The organism is Kosakonia sacchari SP1 (assembly GCF_000300455.3).
Classification (GTDB): Bacteria; Pseudomonadota; Gammaproteobacteria; order Enterobacterales; family Enterobacteriaceae; genus Kosakonia; species Kosakonia sacchari.
Map to the genome: position 1 here is coordinate 910,451 of NZ_CP007215.2, position 24,769 is coordinate 935,219.

The 24,769-nt window shown below is 55.7% G+C and carries 16 protein-coding genes and 2 tRNA genes; 12 read left to right on the forward strand and 6 right to left on the reverse strand.

Translation table 11 applies throughout. The annotated features are described in order from the left end of the window. The first annotated feature begins 11 nt into the window (after nucleotides 1-11). The 4 genes from recC to recD all read left to right on the forward strand — a co-directional run bounded on the left by recC (nucleotide 12) and on the right by recD (nucleotide 11,798). Nucleotides 12-3,383 (forward strand): exodeoxyribonuclease V subunit gamma, encoded by a 3,372-nt coding sequence (recC, locus tag C813_RS27315; protein WP_017457692.1) that lies wholly within the window; start codon nucleotides 12-14, stop codon nucleotides 3,381-3,383. 153 nt (nucleotides 3,384-3,536) lie between these two features. Continuing rightward, nucleotides 3,537-6,437 carry a pitrilysin gene (gene ptrA, locus C813_RS27320; RefSeq protein ID WP_017457693.1) on the forward strand — a complete coding sequence of 967 codons (2,901 nt, stop codon included), beginning with the start codon at nucleotides 3,537-3,539 and terminating at the stop codon, nucleotides 6,435-6,437. After that, nucleotides 6,418-9,966, forward strand: a complete 3,549-nt coding sequence (gene recB, locus C813_RS27325; RefSeq protein WP_017457694.1) for an exodeoxyribonuclease V subunit beta — start codon at nucleotides 6,418-6,420, stop codon at nucleotides 9,964-9,966. Before ptrA ends, recB begins: the two co-directional genes overlap by 20 nt. Continuing rightward, nucleotides 9,963-11,798 carry an exodeoxyribonuclease V subunit alpha gene (gene recD / locus C813_RS27330; RefSeq protein ID WP_017457695.1) on the forward strand — a complete coding sequence of 612 codons (1,836 nt, stop codon included), beginning with the start codon at nucleotides 9,963-9,965 and terminating at the stop codon, nucleotides 11,796-11,798. Before recB ends, recD begins: the two co-directional genes overlap by 4 nt. A 29-nt stretch (nucleotides 11,799-11,827) precedes the next feature. On the opposite strand, the gene argA is transcribed toward recD, so the two are convergent. Next, complete coding sequence (gene argA, locus C813_RS27335; protein ID WP_017457696.1) at nucleotides 11,828-13,159, reverse strand: amino-acid N-acetyltransferase; 1,332 nt, start codon at nucleotides 13,157-13,159, stop codon at nucleotides 11,828-11,830. 226 nt (nucleotides 13,160-13,385) lie between these two features. On the opposite strand from argA, the gene amiC reads away from it, so the two are divergent. Next, on the forward strand, nucleotides 13,386-14,639 hold the full coding sequence (amiC, locus tag C813_RS27340; RefSeq protein WP_017457697.1) for an N-acetylmuramoyl-L-alanine amidase AmiC: 1,254 nt from the start codon (nucleotides 13,386-13,388) through the stop codon (nucleotides 14,637-14,639). A gap of 78 nt (nucleotides 14,640-14,717) precedes the next feature. Here the strand turns inward: amiC and C813_RS27345 are convergent. Together C813_RS27345 and C813_RS27350 are read right to left on the reverse strand one after the other, a co-directional pair. Next, nucleotides 14,718-14,794, reverse strand: a tRNA-Met gene (locus tag C813_RS27345). 51 nt (nucleotides 14,795-14,845) lie between these two features. Beyond that, a tRNA-Met gene (locus C813_RS27350) sits at nucleotides 14,846-14,922 on the reverse strand. Nucleotides 14,923-15,128: 206 nt separating this feature from the next. Between C813_RS27350 and mltA the strand changes: the two genes are divergently transcribed. Beyond that, nucleotides 15,129-16,235: a murein transglycosylase A gene (gene mltA, locus C813_RS27355; protein ID WP_017457698.1), complete on the forward strand. Its 1,107-nt coding sequence runs from the start codon at nucleotides 15,129-15,131 to the stop codon at nucleotides 16,233-16,235. A 67-nt stretch (nucleotides 16,236-16,302) separates the two neighbouring features. After that, the gene (gene tcdA, locus C813_RS27360; protein WP_017457699.1) at nucleotides 16,303-17,115 is read left to right on the forward strand and encodes a tRNA cyclic N6-threonylcarbamoyladenosine(37) synthase TcdA; all 813 of its coding nucleotides are present in this window, start codon (nucleotides 16,303-16,305) and stop codon (nucleotides 17,113-17,115) included. On the opposite strand, the gene csdE is transcribed toward tcdA, so the two are convergent. Both csdE and csdA read right to left on the reverse strand, forming a co-directional pair. After that, nucleotides 17,100-17,549, reverse strand: a complete 450-nt coding sequence (csdE, locus tag C813_RS27365; RefSeq protein ID WP_017457700.1) for a cysteine desulfurase sulfur acceptor subunit CsdE — start codon at nucleotides 17,547-17,549, stop codon at nucleotides 17,100-17,102. The genes tcdA and csdE overlap by 16 nt on opposite strands. Next, nucleotides 17,546-18,754 carry a cysteine desulfurase CsdA gene (gene csdA, locus C813_RS27370; RefSeq protein WP_017457701.1) on the reverse strand — a complete coding sequence of 403 codons (1,209 nt, stop codon included), beginning with the start codon at nucleotides 18,752-18,754 and terminating at the stop codon, nucleotides 17,546-17,548. Before csdA ends, csdE begins: the two co-directional genes overlap by 4 nt. A gap of 192 nt (nucleotides 18,755-18,946) precedes the next feature. Between csdA and C813_RS27375 the strand changes: the two genes are divergently transcribed. From C813_RS27375 to rlmM, 4 genes are all read left to right on the forward strand, one after another. Then, the gene (locus C813_RS27375) at nucleotides 18,947-19,174 is read left to right on the forward strand and encodes a YgdI/YgdR family lipoprotein (protein WP_017457702.1); all 228 of its coding nucleotides are present in this window, start codon (nucleotides 18,947-18,949) and stop codon (nucleotides 19,172-19,174) included. Between the two features lie 351 nt (nucleotides 19,175-19,525). Continuing rightward, a complete protein-coding gene (gene gcvA, locus C813_RS27380) occupies nucleotides 19,526-20,440 on the forward strand; it encodes a glycine cleavage system transcriptional regulator GcvA (protein ID WP_017457703.1) in 915 nt (304 codons plus the stop codon). A gap of 40 nt (nucleotides 20,441-20,480) precedes the next feature. Further along, nucleotides 20,481-20,876: a DUF423 domain-containing protein gene (locus C813_RS27385; protein ID WP_017457704.1), complete on the forward strand. Its 396-nt coding sequence runs from the start codon at nucleotides 20,481-20,483 to the stop codon at nucleotides 20,874-20,876. Further along, nucleotides 20,869-21,969 carry a 23S rRNA (cytidine(2498)-2'-O)-methyltransferase RlmM gene (gene rlmM / locus C813_RS27390; protein WP_017457705.1) on the forward strand — a complete coding sequence of 367 codons (1,101 nt, stop codon included), beginning with the start codon at nucleotides 20,869-20,871 and terminating at the stop codon, nucleotides 21,967-21,969. Before C813_RS27385 ends, rlmM begins: the two co-directional genes overlap by 8 nt. Before the next feature lie 112 nt (nucleotides 21,970-22,081). Here the strand turns inward: rlmM and C813_RS27395 are convergent, their stop codons facing one another. Beyond that, nucleotides 22,082-23,116: an aminopeptidase gene (locus C813_RS27395; protein WP_025263852.1), complete on the reverse strand. Its 1,035-nt coding sequence runs from the start codon at nucleotides 23,114-23,116 to the stop codon at nucleotides 22,082-22,084. 235 nt (nucleotides 23,117-23,351) lie between these two features. Between C813_RS27395 and cysG the strand changes: the two genes are divergently transcribed. Beyond that, entirely contained in the window at nucleotides 23,352-24,767 is a 1,416-nt protein-coding gene (gene cysG / locus C813_RS27400) for a siroheme synthase CysG (RefSeq protein WP_017457707.1), read from the forward strand. Nucleotides 24,768-24,769: the final 2 nt, after the last annotated feature.

Consider the following 24,769-nt stretch of genomic DNA (forward strand, 5'->3'; position numbering starts at 1 on the left):
CAGGAGCGCTTATGTTACGGGTCTACCACTCCAATCGTCTGGATGTGCTGGAAGCATTGATGGAGTTTATTGTTGAGCATAACAGGCTCGACGATCCCTTTGAGCCTGAAGTTGTGCTGGTACAGAGCACCGGCATGGCGCAATGGCTGCAAATGACGCTCGCACAGAAGTTCAGCATTGCCGCCAATATTACCTTCCCGCTGCCCGCGAGCTTTATCTGGGAGATGTTCGTCACCGTACTGGACGGAATCCCCAAAGAGAGCGCGTTTAACAAACAGAGTATGAGCTGGAAGCTGATGTCTCTGCTGCCCGGCATGCTGGAGCAAGAGGCGTTCACCATGCTGCGCCATTATCTGAATGATGACGATGACAAGCGTAAACTCTTCCAGCTCTCTTCACGCGTGGCGGATCTCTACGATCAATATCTGGTTTACCGCCCTGAGTGGCTGACGCGATGGGAAGCGGGTGAACAGATCGACGGGCTGGATGAAGCGCAGCGCTGGCAAGCACCGCTGTGGCGTGCATTGGTGGAACATACCGCCGCGCTGGGGCAGCCACACTGGCACCGCGCCAATCTCTACCAGCGTTTTATCGATAAGCTTGAATCGGCTGAGCAGCGGCCCGCCGGTTTGCCTTCGCGCGTCTTTATTTGTGGGATTTCCGCGCTGCCGCCCATCTATTTGCAAGCGCTTCAGGCGCTGGGTAAGCATATTGATGTCCATCTTTTATTTACGAATCCCTGCCGTTACTACTGGGGCGACATTAAAGATCCGGCATTTCTGGCGAAACTGATCACCCGTAATCGTCGGCATCACCGGGAAAACCGACAGTTTCCCCTGTTCCGTGATACACAAAACGCCGAAGGTCTGTTTAATGCTGATGGCGAGCAGGATGTTGGCAACCCTTTGCTGGCTTCGTGGGGCAAGCTGGGGCGGGACAACATTTTCCTGCTGGCGGGCATGGAGCGCTATGAAGAGCTGGATGCTTTCGTCGACATTACGCCCGGCTCACTGCTGCAAAATCTGAAGTACGATATCCTGGAACTGCAAAATGGTGCGGTGGCGGGCGTAACGGCAGAAGAGTTTTCCCGCAGTGACAAAAAACGGCTGCTTGATCCCAACGATCGCAGCGTAACGGTGCATATCTGCCACAGCCCGCAGCGAGAAGTCGAGATCCTGCATGACCGACTGCTAACGATGCTGGAAGAGGATCCTGAACTGACGCCTCGCGATATCGTGGTCATGGTCGCCGATATCGACAGCTACAGCCCGTATATTCAGGCGGTTTTCGGTAGTGCCACGGGTGAACGTTATCTTCCCTATGCTATTTCCGACCGCCGCGCGCGGCAGGCTCATCCGGCGCTGCAGGCCTTTATCAGTTTGCTTTCCCTGCCTGACAGCCGCTTTGTGAGTGAAGATGTGCTGGCGCTGCTGGATGTTCCGGTGCTGGCGGCGCGTTTCAACATCAATGAAGAGGGGCTGCGTTACCTGCGTTTATGGGTCAATGAGTCCGGCATTCGCTGGGGAATGGACGACGACAACGTTCGCGAGCTTGAATTACCCCCGACCGGGCAGCACACCTGGCAATTTGGCCTGACGCGAATGCTGCTCGGTTATGCAATGGAAAGCCGCCAGGGGGAGTGGCAGTCGATTTTACCGTATGACGAATCCAGCGGGCTTATCGCGGAATTAGTCGGCCACCTGGCGGAGCTATTGATGCAGCTTAATATCTGGCGTCGTGGCTTGTCTGAGGCGCGACCGCTGGAAGAGTGGCTCCCGGTTTGTCGCGACATGCTTAATGACTTTTTCCTGCCAGACCAGGACACCGAAGCCGCGCTGGCGCTGATTGAACAGCAGTGGCAGGACATTATCGCGCAGGGTGTTGGCGCCAATTACCACGACGCGATCCCGCTTTCACTACTGCGTGACGAGCTGGCTCAGCGCCTCGATCAGGAGCGTATAAGTCAGCGTTTCCTCGCGGGGCCTGTGAATATCTGTACCCTGATGCCGATGCGCTCTATTCCTTTCAAAGTGGTCTGTCTGCTGGGCATGAATGATGGTGTCTACCCGCGTGCGCTGCCTCCGCTGGGGTTTGACCTGATGAGCCAGAAGCCACAGCGTGGTGACCGCAGCCGTCGGGATGATGACCGCTATTTGTTCCTCGAAGCGCTTAACTCAGCGCAACAGCAGCTCTATATCAGCTACATCGGCCGGTCTATCCAGGATAACAAAGAGCGCTTTCCCTCGGTGTTGGTGCAGGAGCTGGTGGATTACATTGGACAGAGCCACTACTTACCAGGCGATGCCTTGCTTAATTGCGATGAAAGCGAGAAGCGGGTAAAGGCACATATTACGCATCTGCATACGCGTATGCCGTTTGATCCGGCAAACTATACGGCTGATGAGTGGCAAAGTTATGTCCGTGACTGGCTACCGGCCGCGAGTTTACAGGGGCAGGCGCATGCGGAGTTTATTCAGGCACTCGATGACGTGCCGCTTGAAACGCTCACTTTTGATCAGCTTCAGCGTTTTTGGGCGCATCCGGTGCGTGCCTTTTTCCAGATGCGCCTGCGCGTTAATTTCCGTCCGGAGGAGAGTGAAATCCCGGATGCTGAGCCGTTTATCCTTGATGGCCTGAGCCGTTACCAGGTCAATCAGGAGATATTAAATACGCTGGTCGAAGAGCAAGACGCAGAGAAGCTGTTTCGCCGCTACCGCGCGGCTGGCGTACTGCCTTATGGGGCGTTTGGTGAAATTATCTGGGAAACTCAATGTCAGGAGATGCAGGAGCTGGCTAACCGCGTTATTGCATATCGCCAGCCTTCTGACAGCCTCGAAATTGACCTCCATTGCGCAGGCGTTCATCTCACCGGATGGCTGCCGCGTGTGCAGCCAGACGGGCTATTGCGCTGGCGTCCAGCCTTGTTGAGCGTTTCCCAAGGTTTGCAACTTTGGCTGGAACATCTTGTCTATTGTGCCAACGGCTGCACCGGCACCAGCCGCTTGTTCGTTCGCAAAGAGGGCGAATGGTGTTTTCCCCCGCTACCTGCTGATAAGGCGCTGGAATATCTGGCAACGCTGATTGAAGGCTATCGGGAAGGCATGGTGAAACCGCTTCTGTTATTGCCGGAAAGCGGCGGCGCGTGGATAAAAGTCTGTTATGACGCGGCAAATGATGCCATGTTAAAGGACGAAGAGACGTTACAAAAAGCGCAGAGTAAATTTCTGCAGGCGTACGAAGGCAATATGGTGGTGCGTGGTGAAGGCGATGATGTCTGGTATCAGCGCCTGTGGCGAACCCTTGAACCTGAGTATTACGCTGAAATTACCGAACAAGCGCAGCGTTTTCTGTTACCGCTTTATCGACACAACCAGTCCGATTGATTGTATAAAAATTGCGCGAAATGGTTGCATCCATTATCATGCGCGACGGTCACGGACTGATATAACAAGAGTGCTGGCTCAGCCAGCACAGGTTTACCCGGCTTTCTCGATTCTCCCTGGGCGAGCCGGAAAAGTTAATGATGAGGTTCGTGAATGCCCCGCAGCACCTGGTTCAAAGTTTTTGTCCTGTTTTTTGCCCTCTGGGCTTCATTCAGTCAAGCAGACAACGGTTGGCAACCTGTTCAGGAAACTATCCGTAAGAGCGACAAAGATACCCGGCAATATCAGGCGATACGCCTTGATAACGGTATGGTCGTGTTGCTGGTGTCCGACGCGCAGGCGGTCAAATCGCTCTCTGCGCTGGTGGTGCCGGTCGGCTCGCTGGAAGATCCGGATGCGCACCCCGGCCTTGCTCATTATCTTGAGCACATGACACTGATGGGTTCGAAAAAATACCCGCAGCCTGATAGCCTGGCCGAATTCCTTAAGCTGCATGGTGGCAGCCACAATGCCAGCACCGCGCCTTATCGCACCGCTTATTATCTGGAAGTGGAGAACAATGCGCTGGAAGGGGCTGTTGACCGTTTAGCTGATGCCATTGCCGCTCCCATGCTGGATAAAAAATATGGTGAACGCGAGCGCAACGCGGTCAACGCCGAGCTGACAATGGCCCGCACCCGTGACGGTATGCGTATGGCGCAGGTCAGCGCGGAAACCATCAACCCGGCACACCCCGGCGCGCGCTTCTCCGGCGGTAACCTTGAAACCCTGAGCGATAAGCCCGGCAGCCCTGTTCATGCCGCATTGCTGGCGTTTCGCGATAAATACTACTCGGCCAACCTGATGAAGGCGGTGATCTACAGTAATCGTCCATTAGCTGATCTGGCGAAAATTGCCGTCGAAACGTATGGCCGTGTACCGAATAAGAATATCGACAAGCCGGACATCACGGTTCCCGTGGTGACCGACGCGCAGAAAGGCATCATCATCCACTATGTCCCGGCGGTGCCGCGTAAAGTACTACGTGTGGAGTTTCGTATTGATAACAATACCGCCGCCTTCCGTAGCAAAACGGACGAGCTTATCACCTATTTGATTGGCAACCGCAGCCCGGGCACGCTCTCGGACTGGTTACAAAGTCAGGGGTTGGTTGAAGGTATTCGCGGTGATTCTGATCCGGTGGTGAATGGCAACAGCGGTGTGCTAGCCATATCCGCAACGTTGACCGATAAAGGTCAGGCCAATCGTGACGAAGTCGTGGCCGCCATTTTCAGCTACCTGCAACTGTTGCGCGAAAAGGGCGTTGATAAGCGTTATTTCGACGAGCTGGCACATATTCTCAATCTCGATTTCCGCTATCCCTCTATTACCCGCGATATGGATTACGTCGAGTGGCTGGCGGACACAATGATCCGCGTGCCTGTCGCCCATACGCTGGACTCGGTGAACATTGCCGATCGGTTCGATGCCAAAGCGGTGCAGGCGCGTCTTGATGAGATGACGCCGCAAAATGCGCGTATCTGGTACATCAGCCCGGATGAACCGCACAATAAAACGGCCTATTTTGTTGAAGCGCCTTACCAGGTGAATAAGATCACGCCGGAAACCTATGCCGACTGGCAGACGCGCCAGAGCCGTATCGCGCTGAAATTTCCGGAGTTGAATCCCTACATTCCGGACGACTTCACGCTGATAAAACCGGCGAAGCAGTACGAACACCCTGAACTGATTGTCGATGAGCCGACGTTGCGCGTGGTGTATATGCCAAGCCAATATTTCGCCAGCGAGCCCAAAGCGGATGTGAGCGTAGTGCTGCGTAACCCGCAGGCGATGGATAGCGCGAAAAGCCAGGTGATATTTGCTCTTAATGACTATCTGGCGGGGCTGGCACTCGATCAGCTCAGTAATCAGGCGGCGGTCGGTGGCATCAGTTTTTCCACCAATGCCAATAACGGTTTAATGCTTAACGCCAACGGGTATACCCAGCGTTTGCCGCAGCTTTTCCAGGCGCTGCTGGCCGGGTATTTCAGCTATACGCCGACGGAAGAACAGCTTGCCCAGGCCAAATCCTGGTATACACAGATGATGGACTCCGCCGAAAAAGGCAAAGCGTTCGATCAGGCAATCATGCCGATCCAGATGTTGTCGCAGGTGCCTTATTTCCAGCGTGAAGAGCGCCGCGCGTTACTGCCATCTATTACCTTGCAGGATATTTTGCACTACCGCGATGCGTTGAAAAGTAATGCGCGTCCGGAATTCCTGGTGGTGGGTAACCTGAGCGAACAGCAGACGAAAGACCTCGCTCATGACGTGCAAAAACAGCTTGGCGCGAACGGTACGGTATGGTGCCGAAACCAGAACGTCGTGGTAGATAAGCAGCAGAATGTGAGCTTTGAAAAAGCGGGCAACAGCACGGACTCCGCACTCGCGGCGGTGTTTGTACCCACCGGTTTTGATGAGTTCAGCAGTTCGGCATACAGCGCCATGTTAGGGCAAATCGTGCAGCCGTGGTTCTATAACCAACTGCGCACGGAAGAACAACTGGGTTACGCCGTGTTCGCCTTCCCAATGAGCGTAGGTCGCCAGTGGGGCATGGGGTTCTTGTTGCAAAGCAATGACAAACAGCCAGCCTATCTCTGGGAGCGCTACAAGGCTTTCTTCCCCACCGCAGAAGCGAAATTACGGGCAATGAAGCCGGAAGAGTTCGCGCAGCTTCAGCAGGGCGTCATCGCGCAACTTACGCAAGCGCCGCAAACATTAGGTGAAGAAGCTTCCAAACTCAGCAAAGATTTCGATCGTGGCAATATGCGCTTCGATTCGCGTGATAAAGTAGTCGCTCAGATAAAACTGCTGACGCCGCAAAAACTTGCCGATTTCTTCCATCAGGCGGTGGTAGAGCCACAAGGTATGGCGATCCTGTCGCAGATCTCCGGTAGCCAGAGCGGGAAAGCAGATTATGCTCGCCCGCAGGGTTGGAAGGTCTGGGATAGCACCAGCGCGTTGCAGCAAACCTTACCGAAGATGACCGAGAAAGATGAGAGAAACGACCGCTGAGACCCTTGATCCCCTGCGCTTGCCGCTCACCGGCGAGCGCCTGATTGAAGCCTCGGCGGGTACCGGTAAAACCTTTACCATTGCCGCGCTCTATTTGCGGCTGCTATTAGGGTTAGGCGGCAGCGCCGCCTACCCGCGCCCACTGAGCGTTGAAGAACTGCTGGTGGTGACTTTCACCGAGGCCGCGACAGAAGAGCTGCGTGGCCGCATTCGCAGTAACATCCATGAGTTGCGCATTGCTTGCCTGCGCGAAACGACTGATAACCCGCTGTATGCGCGTCTGCTGGACGAGATTGCCGATAAGCAAGAGGCGGCGCACTGGTTGCTGTTGGCAGAGCGGCAAATGGACGAAGCGGCAATCTTTACGATCCACGGTTTTTGCCAGCGCATGCTGAGTCTGAATGCCTTCGAATCCGGCATGCTGTTTGAACTGCAACTGCTGGAAGATGAGTCGCTGCTGCGTTATCAGGCCTGTGCGGATTTCTGGCGTCGCCACTGCTATCCGTTGACGCGTGAAATTGCTGAAGTTATCCATGCTTCGTGGAAAGGTCCGCAGGATCTGCTCAAAGCGATCGACCGCTATCTGCAAGGGGAAGCGCCGCAAATCAAAACGCCGCCAGCGGCAGACGAAACGCTGGCCTCGCGCCATCAGCAAATTATTGCGCAGATTGGCGAGGTGAAACGTCAGTGGAGCGCTTGCGTTAATGAAATCGAGCCACTGCTCGAAAACTCCGGTATTGACCGGCGTAAATTTAACCGTGGCAACCAGGCGAAGTGGATCGAGAAAATCTCCACCTGGGCGCAGGAAGAGACCCGCAGTTACCTGTTGCCGGACGCGCTGGAAAAATTCACTCAGTCCTTTCTTATTGAACGCACAAAACCTGACGGCGTTGTGCCAGAACACCCGCTTTTCGTCGCCATTGAAAACTTGCTGGCGCAGTCTCTGACGCTTAACGATCTGGTGCTGACCAGCGCGATGCGAGAGATCCGTGAAACGGTGGCAAAAGAGAAACGCCGGCGCGGCGAACTGGGCTTTGACGATATGCTCAGCCGCCTTGATGATGCCCTGCGAAGCCCGAACGGCGAAGCATTGGCCGCGGCAATACGCGCCCGTTTCCCGGTTGCGATGATCGATGAATTTCAGGATACCGACCCGCAGCAGTACCGTATTTTTAGCCGCATCTGGCTGAAACAGCCGGATTGCGGTCTGTTGCTGATTGGCGACCCAAAACAGGCCATTTACGCGTTTCGCGGCGCGGATATTTTCACCTATATGAAAGCGCGCGATGAAGTGAGCGCCCGCTATACGCTGGATACCAACTGGCGCTCGTCGCCAGGCATGATTGCCAGCGTCAACCAGCTCTTCAGCCGGATGGACGACGCTTTCATGTTCCGTCAAATCCCGTTCCTGCCGGTAAAAGCAGCCGCCAAAAACGCAGGCTTACGCTTTGCGTATCAGGGGGAAACGCAGCCGGCGATGAAGCTGTGGCTGATGGAGGGCGACGGCGTAAGCGTCGGGGATTATCAAGGATTCATGGCGCAGTTATGCGCAGCACAAATCCGCGACTGGCTGAGTGCCGGGCTGCGGGGCGAAGCGCTGCTGTATGAAGGGGAAAACGCGCGGCCAGTAAAAGCGTCGGATATTACCGTGCTGGTGCGCAGTCGCCATGAAGCCTCGCTTATCCGCGATGCGCTGACGTTACTGAATATTCCATCTGTGTACCTTTCCAACCGCGACAGCGTTTTTGAAACACCGGAAGCACAGGAGTTGCTGTGGCTGTTGCAGGCGGTGCTTGCACCAGAGCGCGAAAGTACGCTGCGCAGTGCGTTGGCGACATCCTTGCTGGGGCTTACCGCGCCGGATATTGATGCGCTCAACCAGAATGAGCTGGCGTGGGATGAGATTGTTGAAGAGTTTTCTGGCTATCGCGAGCTGTGGCAAAAACGCGGTGTGATGGCGATGTTGCGCAGACTGATGAGCGCGCGACATGTGGCGGAAAACTTACTGGCAACCCCCGGCGGTGAACGACGGCTGACGGATATCCTGCACATCAGCGAGTTGTTGCAGGAAGCAGGTACGCAACTGGAAAGTGAACATGCGCTTACCCGCTGGCTGGCGCAGCGTATTGCCGAACCGAACGCTAATGCATCAAGCGAGCAACTGCGGCTGGAGAGTGATAAACACCTGGTGCAGATTGTCACCATCCACAAATCGAAAGGGCTGGAGTATCCGCTGGTCTGGCTGCCGTTTATCGCTAATTTCCGCATTCAGGATCAGGGCTTTTACCACGATCGCGACTCCTTTGCCGCCGTGCTCGATCTCAGCCATGCTGAAGAGAGCGTCGCGCTGGCGGAAGCGGAGCGTCTGGCCGAAGACCTGCGTTTGCTGTACGTGGCGTTGACGCGTTCGGTCTGGCATTGCAGCTTAGGCGTTGCCCCACTGTTTCGTCGTCGTGGCGAAAAAACCGGAGCCAGTGATTTTCACCAGAGCGCTCTGGGGCGGCTTCTGCAGAAAGGCGAAGCGCTGGATGCCGCCGCGTTGCGTAACGTTTTGCAGCAACTGTGCAATGACGATATTGCCCTTTGCATCCCGTCAATGCCGGACGCCGGGCGCTGGCAACTGCCGCAAATGGAACCACCGACGCTGAGCGTGCGCGAAATCACGCGGCGCATCAGCGATGACTGGCGTGTCACCAGCTATTCCGGATTGCAGCAGCGTGCTCATGGCATCGCTCAGGAGCTGCTACCGCGTCTGGATATTGACGCAGCCGGAGAGCGAGAGGCGTTGCAAGAGCCAGTATTAACGCCGCACCAGTTTCCACGCGGCGCGGCGCCGGGAACATTTTTGCATAGCTTGTTTGAAGACCTGGATTTTACGCAGCCGGTCGCTGACGCCTGGGTTGCAGAGAAATTGCTGGCGGGCGGTTACGAAGCACACTGGCAGCCGGTGCTAAGCCGCTGGCTGGAAATCGTGCTGCATGTGCCGCTGGCGCAAACGGGCATTTCTCTGAGCCAACTGACGAATAAAGAAAAACAGGTGGAAATGGAGTTTTACCTGCCGATTAGCGCCACGCTGAGCGCGGAGGCGCTGGATGAACTCATCCGGCGTTATGATCCGCTATCGGCTGGCTGCCCGCCGCTCGATTTTCGCGATGTGCGCGGCATGTTGAAAGGGTTTATCGACCTGGTGTTTCGCCACAACGGGCGTTATTACCTGCTGGATTACAAATCCAACTGGCTGGGCGAGAGCGCTGAAGCCTACACGCAAGCAGCCATGGCGGCGGCGATGCAGTCGCACCGCTACGACTTGCAGTACCAGCTTTACAGCCTGGCGTTGCACCGCTTTTTGCGCCATCGCATTACAGGATATGACTACGAACACCATTTTGGTGGCGTGATTTATCTGTTCCTGCGTGGTGTGGATGCGCAAAATCCGCAACAGGGGATTTTCACTATCCGGCCTGATGTTGAATTGATTACACAAATGGACGACCTGTTCGCAGGCGTTGTGCCGGAGGTTGCGCCATGAGTATGCAAAGTTTGCTACAAGTTGCGGTGGAGCAGAAGCTGCTGCGCGCGCTGGATGTGCAGTTTGCGCTGACGGTCGCCACGGAGCAGGAACCCGCCGTGATGCTGGCTGCGGCGTTGTTAAGCCATGACACCGGTGAAGGGCACGTATGCCTGCCACTCGCGCGTCTTACACCAGAGACATACGGCAAAGACTCGCTGCTGTTTAGCGAGTTATTCGCCCTTGCAGGCAACCCGGATGACTGGCGTAACGTCTTGCTGAGTTCGCCCGCAGTGAGCGAATGTGAAGCCGCTACGCCGATGATCCTTACCGATTCCCGCCTCTACCTGAACCGTATGTGGTGCCACGAGCGGCGGGTTGCCGCGTTTTTTGCCGCACAGGCACCATTGCAGGATATCGATGAAACGCGAATGGCGCAGACGCTGGAGGGGCTATTTCCCTCCTCGTTGGGAACGGAAATCAACTGGCAAAAAGTGGCCGCCGCCGTGGCGCTTACCCGGCGGATTTCGGTGATTTCCGGTGGCCCGGGAACCGGAAAAACCACGACTGTGGCGAAACTGCTCGCGGCGCTGGTGCAGACGGTGGACGGCGACAAGTGCCGTATTTGCCTTGCCGCGCCAACCGGGAAAGCCGCCGCGCGCCTGACCGAATCGCTGGGCAGTGCGCTACGCCAGTTGCAACTGGATGCCCGACAAAAAGCGATGCTGCCGGATGAGGCCAGCACGCTGCACCGGTTGCTTGGCGCGCAGCCCGGCAGCCAGCGCATGCGTCATCACGCTGGCAACCCGTTACATCTGGATGTGCTGGTCGTCGATGAAGCGTCCATGATTGATTTACCTATGATGTCGCGGTTAATCGATGCGCTGCCTTCGCGGGCGCGGGTGATTTTCCTTGGCGATCGCGATCAACTGGCCTCGGTGGAAGCTGGCGCGGTGCTGGGTGATATCTGCGCGTGGGTCAATGCCGGATATAGCGCTGAACGCGCAGCGCAATTGTCGCGTCTGACAGGCGCTCCGGTTCCCGAAGGTATCGCGGAGGCAGGCAGCTTGCGTGACTGCCTCTGTTTGCTGCAAAAAAGCTACCGCTTTGGCAGTGATTCCGGGATTGGCCAGCTCGCCGCCGCCGTCAACCGGGGCGATAAACGCGCGATGCAAGCGGTATTCAGCCAGGGGTTTGCGGACATTGAGCGTAAGCCCCTGAGCAGCGCCGAAGAGTATCAGGGCATGATTGACGATGCGCTAGCGGGTTATGCGCGCTTTCTCTCATTGGTGAGAAGCCACGCCGGGCCGAAAGAGGTGATTGCCGCCTTTGGCGAATACCAGCTGCTCTGCGCCTTGCGTGAAGGGCCGTTTGGCGTCAGCGGGCTGAATGAGCGGCTGGAGCTGGCGCTGGTGCGTCAGCACCAGATTACCCGGCTGGCGCATTCGCGCTGGTATCACGGGCGACCGGTGATGATTTCACGTAACGATTCGGCGCTGGGGTTGTTTAACGGCGACATCGGCATCGCGCTGGATCAAGGGCAGGGGATCCGCGTCTGGTTCCCGATGCCGGATGGCGAGATCAAACCGGTGTTGCCAAGCCGCTTGCCGGAACATGACACCGCGTGGGCGATGACGGTACATAAATCGCAGGGTTCGGAGTTTGATCATGCTGCGCTGATCCTGCCGGGACAGATTGCGCCAGTGATAACGCGTGAATTGGTTTACACCGCGATTACCCGCGCCCGTAATCGCTTGTCGGTCTATGCCGACGAACGCGTGCTGGGGCAGGCGATTGCGACCCGCACCGAACGGCGCAGCGGGCTGGATTCACTCTTTCGTTCACGGATGTAAAAGCCCCCGCAGAAGGCGGGGGCGAAAGCTCAGGTGAGATCGGCCATCAGCACTTTTGACCGGCGCTGGTAGTTGTACATCTCTTTTTTGGTTTCCGGCAGGGAATCAATATCCACCGGCGTGAAACCGCGCTCCTGGAACCAGTGAATGCTGCGGGTCGTCAGCACAAACAGTTTGCTCAGCCCCATTTGCTTCGCCTGAGCGGCAATGCGCTCCAGCAGCACTTCCCCGCGCGATGAGCTGCGGTAATCGGGATGAACCGCGACACAGGCCATCTCACCGATTTTCTCTTCCGGGAAGGGATACAGTGCCGCACAGGCGATGGTCAGGTTATCGCGTTCGATAATCGTGAACTTGTCGATCTCCATTTCCAGCTGTTCGCGCGAGCGGCGCACCAGGATCCCTTGCTGTTCCAGCGGGCGGATAAGCTCCAGGATCCCGCCGATATCGTTGATCGTGGCGCGGCGGATCTGTTCGGCGCTCTCCATGACAATTTGCGTACCGATACCGTCGCGCGAGAAGAGTTCCTGCAACAATGCGCCATCTTCCTGGTAGCTGATTAAGTGGCTGCGGCGTACGCCGCTGCGGCAGGCTTTGACCGCGCCACGCAGGAAACGCACGGTGCCGGAGTGATAATCGCCACGCGCTTCCAGTGTCTCGACGCGCGCCTGCGCTTCATTCGGGAATAGCTCAGAAACGATTTCGCCCTCATCGTTCATCACGCCTTGCGATGAACAAAAGCCGATCATCTTTTCCGCTTTCAGTTTGATAGCAAGCTGAGTGGCGATCTCTTCCGAGGTCAGGTTAAAACTTTCGCCTGTGACCGAAACTGCCACCGGCCCCATCAGCACAATCGCGCCGCTGGCAAGCTGGCGGTGAATCGCCTCTTCGTCAATGCGACGAATACGGCCGCTGTGGCAGTAGTCGACACCATCATCCACACCCAACGGCTGAGAGATAATAAAATTACCGCTAACGACATTAATATGTGCGCCTTGCAGCGGGGTATTGTTGAGGCTCATCGACAAACGCGCGGTGATGTCCAGTTGCAACAACCCGGCGGCTTGCTTAACCAGTTCAAGCGTTTTCGCGTCGGTAACGCGGGTATGTTTGTGGTAAATCGGCTCATGGTTGTGTTCGGCGAGATTTGCGTCGATCTGCGGACGCGCGCCGTAGACCACCACCAGCCGGATACCCAGACTGTGCAGCAGGCCGATGTCATTGACAATACTGGAAAAGTTTTCATGCTCAATGGCTTCACCGCCGAGCATAATGACAAACGTCTTGCCACGGTGGGCATTAATATAGGGAACGGAGTGGCGAAATCCCTGCACCAGTTCGGTTCTACGCTCTTTTACCACGGCCTGTCCTCAATGCATGATTATTCGTAAATTGTGTATTTTTATTCTTTTCTGCCGTCGCGTGCAAGTGCAAATTTTGTGGTCGTGTAACAAATGTTCCTCGCCGCAGCCCGCGGTCAGACATATGTTTACCCTTTAATAGATGACAGTTTATGCATCATTGGTTAAAGTTTTCCGTCAATTTTGACGAATATTATTACGTATATAAAAATTGCTCGGGAGAAGCATGTCGGGAAGTCAATCAGCGCTGAGTCGCCGCAGATTTTTAAAAGGCGCGGGGGCCATGTGGTTATTAAGTGTGAGCCAAATTGGTCTGGCTGCAGTCAGCCAGGTGGTGGCGGTTCGCGTCTGGCCAGCGTCAAGCTATACGCGCGTGACGGTGGAATCGAACCATGTCGTCAAATATAAGCAGTTCGCGTTGAGTAACCCCGACCGGCTGGTGGTGGATCTTGAAGGTGTGCATCTTAACTCCGTGTTAAAAGGCATGGGCGCGCAGATCCGTGGCGACGATCCTTATATCAAATCCGCGCGGGTAGGGCAGTTCGATCCGCAGACCGTGCGCATGGTGTTTGAGCTGAAACAGGACGTGAAGCCGCAGCTGTTTGCGCTGGCGCCGGTGGCCGGTTTTAAAGAGCGTCTGGTGATGGATCTCTACCCGGCCAATGCGAAAGATGTGCAGGATCCGCTACTGGCGCTGCTTGAAGAGTACAACAAAGGCGACCTTGAGCAGCAGGTGCCGCCCGCAGAGAGCGGCCCGAAGCCGGGGAAAGCCGGGCGTGACAGGCCGATTGTGATCATGCTCGATCCCGGTCACGGCGGTGAAGATCCGGGGGCGATGGGGAAATATCGCACCCGGGAAAAAGATGTGGTGCTGCAAATCGCGCGTCGGCTGCATGCGCTGATCGAGAAAGAGAGCAATATGAAAGCCTATATGACGCGCAACGAGGATGTGTTTATTCCGTTGAAAGTGCGCGTTGCCAAGGCGCAAAAACAGCGCGCTGACCTGTTTGTGTCGATTCACGCTGATGCTTTCAGCAGCCGCCAGCCGAGCGGTTCTTCCGTCTTTGCGCTATCGACCAAAGGGGCGACCAGTACCGCCGCGAAATATCTGGCGGAGACGCAGAACGCGTCGGACTTAATCGGCGGGGTGAGCAAGAGCGGCGATCGCTATCTGGATCACACCATGTTCGATATGGTGCAGTCGTTAACCATTAACGACAGCCTGAAGTTTGGCAAAGCGGTGCTCAACAAGCTTGGTAATATCAACAATCTGCATAAAAATCAGGTTGAGCAGGCCGGCTTCGCGGTACTGAAAGCGCCGGATATTCCGTCAATTCTGGTAGAAACCGCGTTTATCAGTAACGTGGAAGAGGAGCGTAAGCTGAAGACGGCGAAATTCCAGCAGGAAGTGGCAGAGTCGATTCTGGCAGGGATTAAAGCCTACTTCGCGGATGGCGCGACGCTGGCGAGAAGGGGATAACAGCATGGCGCTGAAAAGCGCCATTTTCTTTTGCGAACCGCAGAAACAAAAAAACACCCGTTAAGGTGTTTATTGTGTTGGTTGCGGGGGCCGGATTTGAACCGACGACCTTCGGGTTATGAGCCCGACGAGCTACCAGGCTGCTCCACCCCGCGTCCGTCTTGTTTACACTTCCGTCATGTAAACTTTTTTCTTCACATTTTAATTGGTTGCGGGGGCCGGATTTGAACCGACGACCTTCGGGTTATGAGCCCGACGAGCTACCAGGCTGCTCCACCCCGCGTCCGTGGATGCGCACTATACTCTGCAAACTTATTGATGCAACCTTTTTTTTGCCTGGATCGCATAATTGGCGGGATTATGTGTAAAAACAATACAATCCGTTTATTTTTTGCACTAAATTAGTGCCGGATAGTGATAGCGCATTTCATTAGCGGGTGGGGTTTGTTATCTTCACCCCGCTCCGGGTTAATCAGAAGATGAGAGATAATGAAAGGACGTTGGGTTAAGTTCGCACTCACAGGCGCAATGGTGGCAATTCTCGCGGCCTGCTCTTCAAAACCGACCGATCGCGGTCAACAATATAAAGACGGAAAATTTTCCCAGCCTTTTTCCCTGGTCAATCAACCTGACGCCGTAGGTGCGCCAATCAACGCCGGAGATTTCTCCGAGCAGGTTAATCAAATTCGTAGCGCCTCACCGCGCCTCTACGGCAGCCAGAGCGGTGTGTATAACGCGATTCAGTCGTGGCTGATGTCCGGCGGTGACACGCGTAATTTGCGCCAGTACGGTCTCGACGCCTGGCAAATGGAAGGCACTGACAACTATGGCAACGTACAATTCACCGGTTACTATACGCCGGTTGTGCAGGCGCGCCATACACGCCAGGGCGAGTTCCAGTACCCGATTTACCGTATGCCGTCTAAACGCGGCCGCCTGCCGTCCCGCGCGGAAATCTACGCCGGCGCGCTCAGCGACAGCTATGTGCTGGCGTACAGCAATTCGCTAATGGACAACTTTATTATGGATGTGCAGGGCAGCGGCTATATCGATTTTGGCGACGGCAGCCCGCTTAACTTCTTCAGCTATGCCGGAAAAAACGGCCACGCCTACCGGAGCATCGGCAAAGTGCTGATCGACCGTGGTGAAGTGAAACGCGAAGATATGTCGATGCAGGCGATTCGCGAATGGGGCGAAAAACACAGCGAAGCGGAAGTTCGCGCGTTGCTGGAAGAGAACGCCTCGTTCGTCTTTTTTAAACCGCAATCCTGGGCCCCGGTAAAAGGTGCCAGCGCGGTGCCGCTGATTGGCCGCGCTTCTGTCGCTTCCGACCGGTCGATTATTCCGCCGGGCACGACGTTACTGGCGGAAGTGCCGCAGCTGGATAACAACGGCAAATTCAACGGCAAATATGAGCTGCGATTAATGGTGGCGCTGGATGTCGGTGGTGCAATTAAAGGCCAGCACTTCGATATTTATCAGGGCATTGGCCCGGATGCGGGTCATCGCGCCGGATGGTACAACCATTACGGCCGCGTATGGGTGTTGAAAAACGCCCCCGGAACCGGTGCTGGCGGCGGCGTGTTCAGCGGCTGAGTGTGCTACACTCGCACCCTCTTCCGGCTCCGGAAGAGGGTCTTTCGTTTCATCTTGAGGTTTGTTTATGTCAGCAGTAATCAGTGACGCCTGGCGCCAGCGCTTTGGCGGCACCGCGCGGTTGTATGGTGAAAAAGCGCTGCAGTGGTTTGCCGACGCGCACATCTGTGTGGTGGGCATTGGCGGTGTTGGCTCATGGGCGGCAGAAGCGCTGGCGCGCACCGGCATTGGCGCTATCACGCTGATTGATATGGATGATGTCTGCGTGACGAACACCAACCGGCAAATTCATGCTCTGCGTGAAAATGTGGGGCTGGCGAAAGCCGAGGTGATGGCGGAACGTATTCGCCAGATCAACCCGGAGTGCCTGGTCACCGTTGTTGATGATTTTGTCACTGCCGATAACGTCGCACAGTTAATGAGCCGTGATTACAGCTATGTGATTGATGCTATTGACAGTGTGCGCCCAAAAGCGGCGCTCATTGCTTACTGCCGACGCAATAAGATCCCGCTGGTAACGACCGGTGGTGCAGGTGGGCAGATCGATCCGACACAGATCCAGGTGAGCGATCTGGCGAAAACCATTCAGGATCCGCTGGCGGCGAAACTGCGCGAGCGGTTAAAAAGCGATTTTGGCGTGGTCAAGAACAGCAAAGGCAAGCTGGGTGTCGATTGTGTATTTTCCACCGAAGCGCTGGTTTACCCGCAGGCGGATGGCTCTGTGTGTGCAATGAAAAGCACGGCGGAAGGGCCAAAACGTATGGATTGCGCTGCCGGTTTCGGCGCGGCGACCATGGTGACCGCGACATTTGGCTTTATCGCGGTCTCCCATGCCCTGAAAAAACTGATGGCGAAAGCGGAACGTCAGGCCAGCGCCTGACGGGCTGCTTCCTGCACGGCGGCAGCCAGCGCCGCCAGCCCCTGGCTACGCGAGGCGCTAAGCTGGCCACGTAACCCCAGTTCATCGAACAGCGCCAGCGGATCGTTTTCCACCAGTGCTTGCGGGTGCTTGCCTTCTACTGCGGTGAGCAGAACCGCCAGCAATCCACGCACGATGCGGCCTTCACTGTCGCCAAAAAAGTGCATTTTCCCGTCCGCGCCGAGGGTGGAACCCAGCCAGACACGGTTTTCGCAGCCGGGAATTTCCCGCGCCTGCGCTTTTAATTCGTCCGTCGCCGCAGGCAGTTGTTTGCCGAGCAGGATCAACTGGCGATATTTCTCTTCCCACTGGTTGAGCGCGCCAAATGTCTGGCGCAGCGTCTCTTCGGTTACCACCGTGCCGAACGGATGTCCGGCAAAAGCTAGGCTGGTCATGCATCCCCCAGAATGTCGAGCGCGCGATCAACAGCGACTATCAGCGCATTAACATCGTGTTGCGTATTATATGGGGCAAATGAAGCGCGCAGCGTACCGCTGACTCCCAGCGCCGCCAGCAATGGTTGCGCGCAGTGTTGACCTGCACGTAGCGCAATACCGTAACCAGCAAGGAGTGTCACCATATCGCTGTGGTGAATACCGTCGAAATCGAAGGCCAACAGGCTGGAATCCTGGCAGCGGAAAGAGCGGAAACCCGGACGCTGCGCCAGTTGCTCCTCCGCAAGCGTGGCTAAACCACGGCTGTAGCTCTCAGCCTGGGCGATATCCAGCGTATCCAGCCACTCGAGCGCGGCGCTTAAACCAATCACCCCCGCGACGTTAGGTGTCCCGGCTTCCAACTTGTACGGCACGGGTTGCGTGGTGAATCCATCAAACGTCACTTCGGTAATCATCTTGCCGCCGCCGAGCCACGGCGTCATTTCATTGAGCAGTTCCGCTTTGCCGTACAGCACGCCGATACCGTTTGGCCCATACAGCTTGTGGCCGGAGAAGGCGTAAAAATCGATATCCAGACGCTGCACGTTCGCCGGGAAATGCACCACTCCTTGTGCGCCGTCAACCACCACCACCATTCCTGCCGCATGCGCGAGGGTAATGGCGCGTTCCAGATCCGGGCAGCCGCCGGTGACGTTGGACATCTGTCCGAGCGCCAGAATACGGCTACGTGGAGTAATTAATTGTGGTAATTGCGCGATATCCGGTAAGTGGTCGGTGCCCAGTGGTAATTTCACCACTTTTGCGCCGGTCTGCTGTGCGACCATCAGCCACGGCACGAGGTTCGCGTGGTGTTCCGCTTCACTGACGAGGATTTCATCCCCGGCTTGCAGACGCGGGCGGGCATAGCATTGCGCGACCATATTGATGGCTTCAGTGGTGCCGCGCGTCCAGACGATATTTTTCCCGGAGGGCGCGTTAAGGAGGGCGGCAACCTGTTCGCGCGCCGCTTCATAGCGGGCGGTGAGTTGTTGCGCCTGCGCGAACTGGCTGCGATGCACGTTGCCAGCGCTCAGGCTGTAGAACTGTTGCGTGGCGTCAATCACGGCTTGTGGCTTCAGGGCGGTAGCGGCGCTGTCGAGATAGACGCCCGCATCGGCAAGCGCCGGAAACTGCGCGCGAAAGTGCGCTGGGTTAAATGCGTTCATGCGATTCCTCATCTAATTCCTCAGATCGTCGCGCAATTTTTCGGTCGTAGCAAGGCAGTTGATAACCATCGGAATTGTCTGTTTGTCCTGGCAGAGTTCGGTAAGCAGGTTATGCTGAATAGTGTTAGTTAATCGTTCGAGACTCTTCCGTGAAGAGTATTTCACAGCATTAATTGCCAGAAGGAGAAGAAGATGAAAAAGGCTGCCGCAATTATTTCTGCATGTGCTTTTGCTTTTGCCCTGAGCGCCTGTTCCAGCCCGAACTATGCGTTACACACCAACGATGGTCGTACGATTATTTCGGAAGGTAAACCGAAAACCGACGATCAGACCGGCATGATCTCTTATAAAGACGCCAACGGTAATGAGCAACAGATCAACCGTACCGACGTTAAAGAGATGGTCGCGCTGGAGAAATAACCCTGATTTCAGGCAAAAAAAAGCACCGCAATCTTGCGGTGCTACATTAATCACTATGGACAGACAGGGTAAATGTACAGGAAGTGAAAAAGGGGTAGCGTCGCTACCGGGGTCTGAATAGCAGACCAAATTGCAAACACAACAACACAACATCACAACCGTAAGCCAAAAGCCCTTCAGAACACGCATTCCAAAAAAAGCTTCTCGTTCCGGCTCAGGAAGTGCCGCCACTATAGGTATTTGCTGGTAGAAGCTCAACGGACAATTTATAATGGCTCAGATAAAAAAAACTAATAGGTTAAACACTGTTTCCTGTTTGTTAAATTGCCTTTACATCTAAGCCTGATAACCATGTCCAAGCGATTACCACCACTGAATGCATTACGTGTTTTTGATGCCGCTGCCCGCCATCTGAGTTTTACTCGCGCCGCCGATGAGCTTTTTGTGACGCAGGCCGCAGTAAGCCACCAAATCAAGTCCCTTGAGGATTTTCTCGGCCTGAAATTGTTCCGTCGACGCAACCGTTCGCTGCTGCTTACCGAGGAAGGTCAGAGTTATTTTCAGGATATCAAAGAGATATTTTCCCAGCTCAATGAGGCCACGCGAAAACTACAAGCACGCAGTGCAAAAGGTGCGCTCACTGTAAGTTTATTGCCCAGTTTTGCCATTCAATGGCTGGTGCCGAGGCTCTCTAGCTTTAACTCAGCTTATCCGGGAATCGACGTGCGTATCCAGGCGGTTGACCGGGAAGAGGACAAACTGGCGGACGATGTCGACGTGGCGATTTTTTACGGACGCGGCAACTGGCCGGGCTTGCGTGTGGAAAAATTGTACGCAGAATACTTGCTGCCGGTCTGCTCGCCATTATTACTCACCGGTGATAAGGCGTTGAAAAAGCCTGAAGATCTGGCACATCACACCTTGCTGCATGACGCTTCTCGTCGCGACTGGCAAACTTATACGCGCCAGTTAGGTCTTAATCTTAACGTTCAGCAGGGACCTATTTTCAGCCACAGTTCTATGGTGCTGCAGGCTGCCATCCATGGGCAAGGGATCGCGCTTGCCAACAATGTGATGGCGCAGTCTGAAATTGAAGCAGGCCGTCTGGTCTGCCCATTTAATGATGTTCTGGTCAGTAAGAACGCGTTTTATCTGGTTTGTCATGACAGCCAGGCAGAACTGGGTAAAATAGCCGCCTTTCGTCAGTGGATCCTGGCAAAAGCGGCCAGCGAACAGGAAAAGTTCCGTTTCCGTTACGAACAATAATTCGCGCGCGTATGGCGCGTATGACTTTTAGGGTACTCACATGACCAGCCGTTTTATGCTGATTTTTGCCGCGGTAAGCGGTTTTGTGTTTGTCGCGCTGGGGGCTTTCGGCGCGCACGTGTTACGTAAAACTTTGGGCGTGGTGGAGATGAGTTGGATCCAGACCGGGCTCGAATATCAGGCGTTCCACACGCTCGCGGTGCTTGGGCTTGCGGTGGCGATGCAGCGCCGTATCAGCATCTGGTTTTACTGGAGCAGCGTTTTTTTGGCGTTCGGCACCGTGTTGTTTAGCGGCAGCCTTTATTGCCTGGCGCTCTCGCATTTACGCTTGTGGGCGTTTGTTACGCCGGTCGGTGGCGTCTGTTTTCTCATCGGCTGGGCATTAATGTTAGTTGGCGCAATTCGTCTGAAACGTAGGGGCGTTGTTCATGAATAAAGTGGTGTTGTTGTGCCGCCCAGGTTTTGAGAAAGAGTGCGCAGCAGAAATTACCGATAAAGCCGGTCGCCTTGAGGTGTTCGGTTTCGCGCGTGTGAAAGAGAACGCGGGTTATGTTGTTTTTGAGTGCTATCAGGAAAACGACGCCGACAAACTGGCGCGCGAGCTGCCATTCAGTTCGCTGATTTTTGCCCGCCAGATGTTTGTCGTGGGCGAGTTGCTGCGCGACTTACCGCAGGAAGATCGCATTACGCCGATCGTCGGCATGTTGCAGGGCGTCGTAGATAAAGGCGGCGATTTGCGTGTCGAAGTGGCCGATACCAACGAAAGCAAAGAGCTGATGAAGTTCTGCCGCAAGTTTACCGTTCCGCTGCGCAGTGCGCTGCGGGAAGCGGGCATCCTGGCGCGGAGTGATTCAGCGAAGCGCCCGGTCGTGCACGTGTTCTTTATTGCGCCGGGTTGTTGCTACACCGGTTATTCGTACTCCTTTAACAACTCGCCGTTATATATGGGCATCCCGCGTCTGAAGTTCCCGTCCGATGCGCCAAGCCGTTCAACGTTGAAACTGGAAGAGGCGTTCCACGTCTTTATTCCGGCAGATGAGTGGGATGAACGCCTGGCAAATGGAATGTACGCCGTGGATCTCGGTGCGTGTCCGGGCGGTTGGACCTATCAGCTGGTGAAACGCAACATGTGGGTAGCGTCAGTGGATAACGGCCCGATGGCGCAAAGCCTGATGGATACCGGCCAGGTGACCTGGCTGCGTGAAGATGGTTTCCGCTATCGCCCGAACCGCAATAACATCTCATGGATGGTGTGTGACATGGTGGAGAAACCGGCGAAAGTCGCCGCGCTGATGGCGCAATGGCTGACCAATGGCTGGTGTCGGGAAACCATTTTCAACCTCAAGCTGCCAATGAAAAAGCGCTACGAAGAGGTGTCGAACAACCTGGCGTATATTCAGGCGCAGCTGGATGAGCATAACGTCGCCGCGCAGATTCAGGCGCGTCAGCTGTATCATGACCGCGAAGAAGTGACGGTGCATGTGCGCAGAATGTGGGCCGCGGTAGGTGGGCGCCGCGACGAGCGCTAGCCGTCGGTTCACCACGCTCTAATGCACCCTGTGCGCAAAAGCCTTTTCGCTTCGGTTTTTGCACTCAGGACGGGTTCGTGGGATCTGCAAGATAACGCCAGCAATGCTGGCGTTAATTTTTGGTGGTTTTCGCCAGTTCGCTCACCAGCGGCAGCATGATACGCACCACGTCTCGGCTGCGGCGCTCAATGCGCCCCGGTAGCGCCTGGTCGATATACTGCTGGTTATCCAGCCGGGCATTATGGTGGCTCACGCCTTCCGGGAAAGTTTTGGATTTGGCGCGCTGCTGGTTGCCGTCTTTCAGACCCAGCGACCAGTTTGTCGCTTCCACCGACAGCACCGGTATAGACGCCTGATCAAACACCTGCGCATCATTGGCGCTGTGGTTGTTTTTTGTGGTCGTGACCGGAGCGCTCATCGCCAGAATCCCGTGCGAACGGGCAATGGCCAGTGCCCGATCCCGCGTCAGTTTGCGCACAGAAGCTGGCGTGTTTTTCCCGCTGCTAAAGTAGAGCTTGTCGCCGACGATCAGGTTATTCATGTTGATCACCAGTAACGTGTTTTTGCGCTCTTTGTCGCTCATTCGCGCAAGATAGCTCTCTGCGCCAAGCTGGCCTTCCTCTTCGCCACTGGTGGCTACAAAACGAATACCGTATTGCGTTGGCGTCTGCTTCAGTGCTTGCGCCAGTTCCAGCATTACGCCCACAGCCGCCGCGTTATCATCAATACCCTGCAGCGTTAAACCACCGAGGTTGTTATCAACATCCGCATCGCTGCGCGGCGCATAGGTATCGAGGTGCGCCATAATAATGATCTGCTGCGGCAGTTTGCCTTCATGCGCGGCAATCACCGTGCTGCCGGTAACGTTTTGCCAGTTCTGCTGGTTATCTTTCGCCGTATAGCGATAACGGGTTTTGAATTTACGGATATCGCTCTGGTAGCCCATTTGTTCAAATTGTTGCTGAACATAATCCGCAGAGAGCATTTCAGCGGGGGTGCCGGTCATACGTCCCGGGAATAGAGTGGCAATGTGACGGGCCTGCTCAGTTGCAAAGTCGCCGGGTTGGGATGTCCGGGCAGAAACCGGGAGGATAAAGCATACGCCGAGCGCCAGGGCAGCGGTACGGAGGCGCAATGCGGAAAACATAGTGAGTCCTTTAAGCAGCAGAATTTTTACCGCGCTTAGTATGAAACTGTGACCCGCTTTACACAATTTCATTTCTTCTTAACCTTCCGAAAATGTTGATGTTAAGCACTTTTTGATATTTGCTTTGCACAAGCGTTATTCCTTTGCGGAACTACTCATTCCAATTCGTAATTTCATTCGTTCTAAACCGCCCCTATAGTCCCTCTATTGCTGGCCTTGAGTGAGTTACTACGTTGTGGATTACCTGCCGTTATTTGCTGCTGTAAAAGACCGCCCCGTTTTAGTGATTGGCGGCGGCGAAATCGCCGCGCGCAAGATTGCCTTTTTGCGTCGGGCTGGCGCACATGTGCAGGTGGTAGCGCAACGGCTGGAACCGCAGTTGCAGCAACTTGCCGATGCGCAATCCATTCACTGGCTGGCTAACGCGTTTGACGAATCACAACTGGACGCGGTTTTCCTGGTGATTGCCGCGACCAACGAGCCGGCGCTGAACCGCCGGGTGTTCGACGCTGCCAATGCGCGTCATCGGTTGGTGAATGTGGTGGATGACCAACCGCTGTGCTCCTTTATTTTCCCGTCGATTGTGGATCGTTCGCCGTTACTGGTGGCTATCTCTTCCGGCGGTAACGCGCCGGTGCTGGCGCGGTTACTGCGTGAAAAGATTGAAGCGCTGCTGCCGGGAAATCTCGGGCGCATGGCAGAAGTTGCCGGACGCTGGCGGACGCGCATCAAAGCGTTTCGCCGCACTACCGATGAGCGGCGTCGTTTTTGGGAAACCGCTTTTCGCGGGCGTTTTGCCAGCCTGATGGCGGCGGGTGACGAACCGGCAGCGGAAAAAGCGCTGGAAGCGGAGCTGGCGCAACCTGGCTCAAGCGGTGGTGAAATCATTCTTGTCGGTGCTGGCCCAGGCGATGCCGGATTACTGACGTTGCGGGGTTTACAGGTTATCCAGCAGGCAGACGTCGTGTTTTATGACCACCTCGTGAGCGATGCGGTGCTGGAACTGGTGCGGCGGGACGCAGAGAAAATCTGCGTCGGTAAACGTGCCGGTTCGCACGCTGTCGCGCAGCATGATACCAACCGCATGTTAGTGGACGCGGCGCGTGAGGGGAAAACGGTGGTGCGCCTGAAAGGTGGCGATCCGTTTATCTTCGGACGCGGTGGCGAAGAGCTACAGGCGGCGGCTGTAGCGGGCATTCCCTTCCAGGTGGTGCCGGGCGTTACGGCAGCATCGGGTGCGACAGCCTATGCGGGCATCCCGCTGACGCACCGGGACTTTGCCCAGAGCGTTACGTTTGTAACCGGCCATTATAAAGCCGACAGCGCGCCGTTTGACTGGTCACAACTGGCGCAGAGCCGCCAGACGCTGGCGATTTATATGGGCACGATGAAGGCGGCTGAAATCAGCGAACAGCTGATTGCCCACGGGCGTGACAAAACAACGCCGGTGGCGGTGATTTCCCGCGGTACGCGCGTGGATCAACACGTTGCTATCGGCACATTAGAACAACTTGAGGAACTGGCGAAAACCGCCCCGATGCCTGCCCTGCTGGTGGTAGGCGAGGTGGTTGGGCTGCATCATGAACTTGCCTGGTTCCGGCATACGACAGCGACGGACGCGTTCGACGCCTCCGTGATTAATCTGGCTTAAGG

Coding starts and splice junctions, on each gene's coding strand:
- recC (WP_017457692.1), top strand. CDS start 12: ATGTTACGGGTCTACCACTCCAATCGTCTGGATGTGCTGGAAGCATTG.
- ptrA (WP_017457693.1), top strand. CDS start 3,537: ATGCCCCGCAGCACCTGGTTCAAAGTTTTTGTCCTGTTTTTTGCCCTC.
- recB (WP_017457694.1), top strand. CDS start 6,418: ATGAGAGAAACGACCGCTGAGACCCTTGATCCCCTGCGCTTGCCGCTC.
- recD (WP_017457695.1), top strand. CDS start 9,963: ATGAGTATGCAAAGTTTGCTACAAGTTGCGGTGGAGCAGAAGCTGCTG.
- amiC (WP_017457697.1), top strand. CDS start 13,386: ATGTCGGGAAGTCAATCAGCGCTGAGTCGCCGCAGATTTTTAAAAGGC.
- mltA (WP_017457698.1), top strand. CDS start 15,129: ATGAAAGGACGTTGGGTTAAGTTCGCACTCACAGGCGCAATGGTGGCA.
- tcdA (WP_017457699.1), top strand. CDS start 16,303: ATGTCAGCAGTAATCAGTGACGCCTGGCGCCAGCGCTTTGGCGGCACC.
- csdE (WP_017457700.1), bottom strand. CDS start 17,549: ATGACCAGCCTAGCTTTTGCCGGACATCCGTTCGGCACGGTGGTAACC.
- csdA (WP_017457701.1), bottom strand. CDS start 18,754: ATGAACGCATTTAACCCAGCGCACTTTCGCGCGCAGTTTCCGGCGCTT.
- C813_RS27375 (WP_017457702.1), top strand. CDS start 18,947: ATGAAAAAGGCTGCCGCAATTATTTCTGCATGTGCTTTTGCTTTTGCC.
- gcvA (WP_017457703.1), top strand. CDS start 19,526: ATGTCCAAGCGATTACCACCACTGAATGCATTACGTGTTTTTGATGCC.
- C813_RS27385 (WP_017457704.1), top strand. CDS start 20,481: ATGACCAGCCGTTTTATGCTGATTTTTGCCGCGGTAAGCGGTTTTGTG.
- rlmM (WP_017457705.1), top strand. CDS start 20,869: ATGAATAAAGTGGTGTTGTTGTGCCGCCCAGGTTTTGAGAAAGAGTGC.
- C813_RS27395 (WP_025263852.1), bottom strand. CDS start 23,116: ATGTTTTCCGCATTGCGCCTCCGTACCGCTGCCCTGGCGCTCGGCGTA.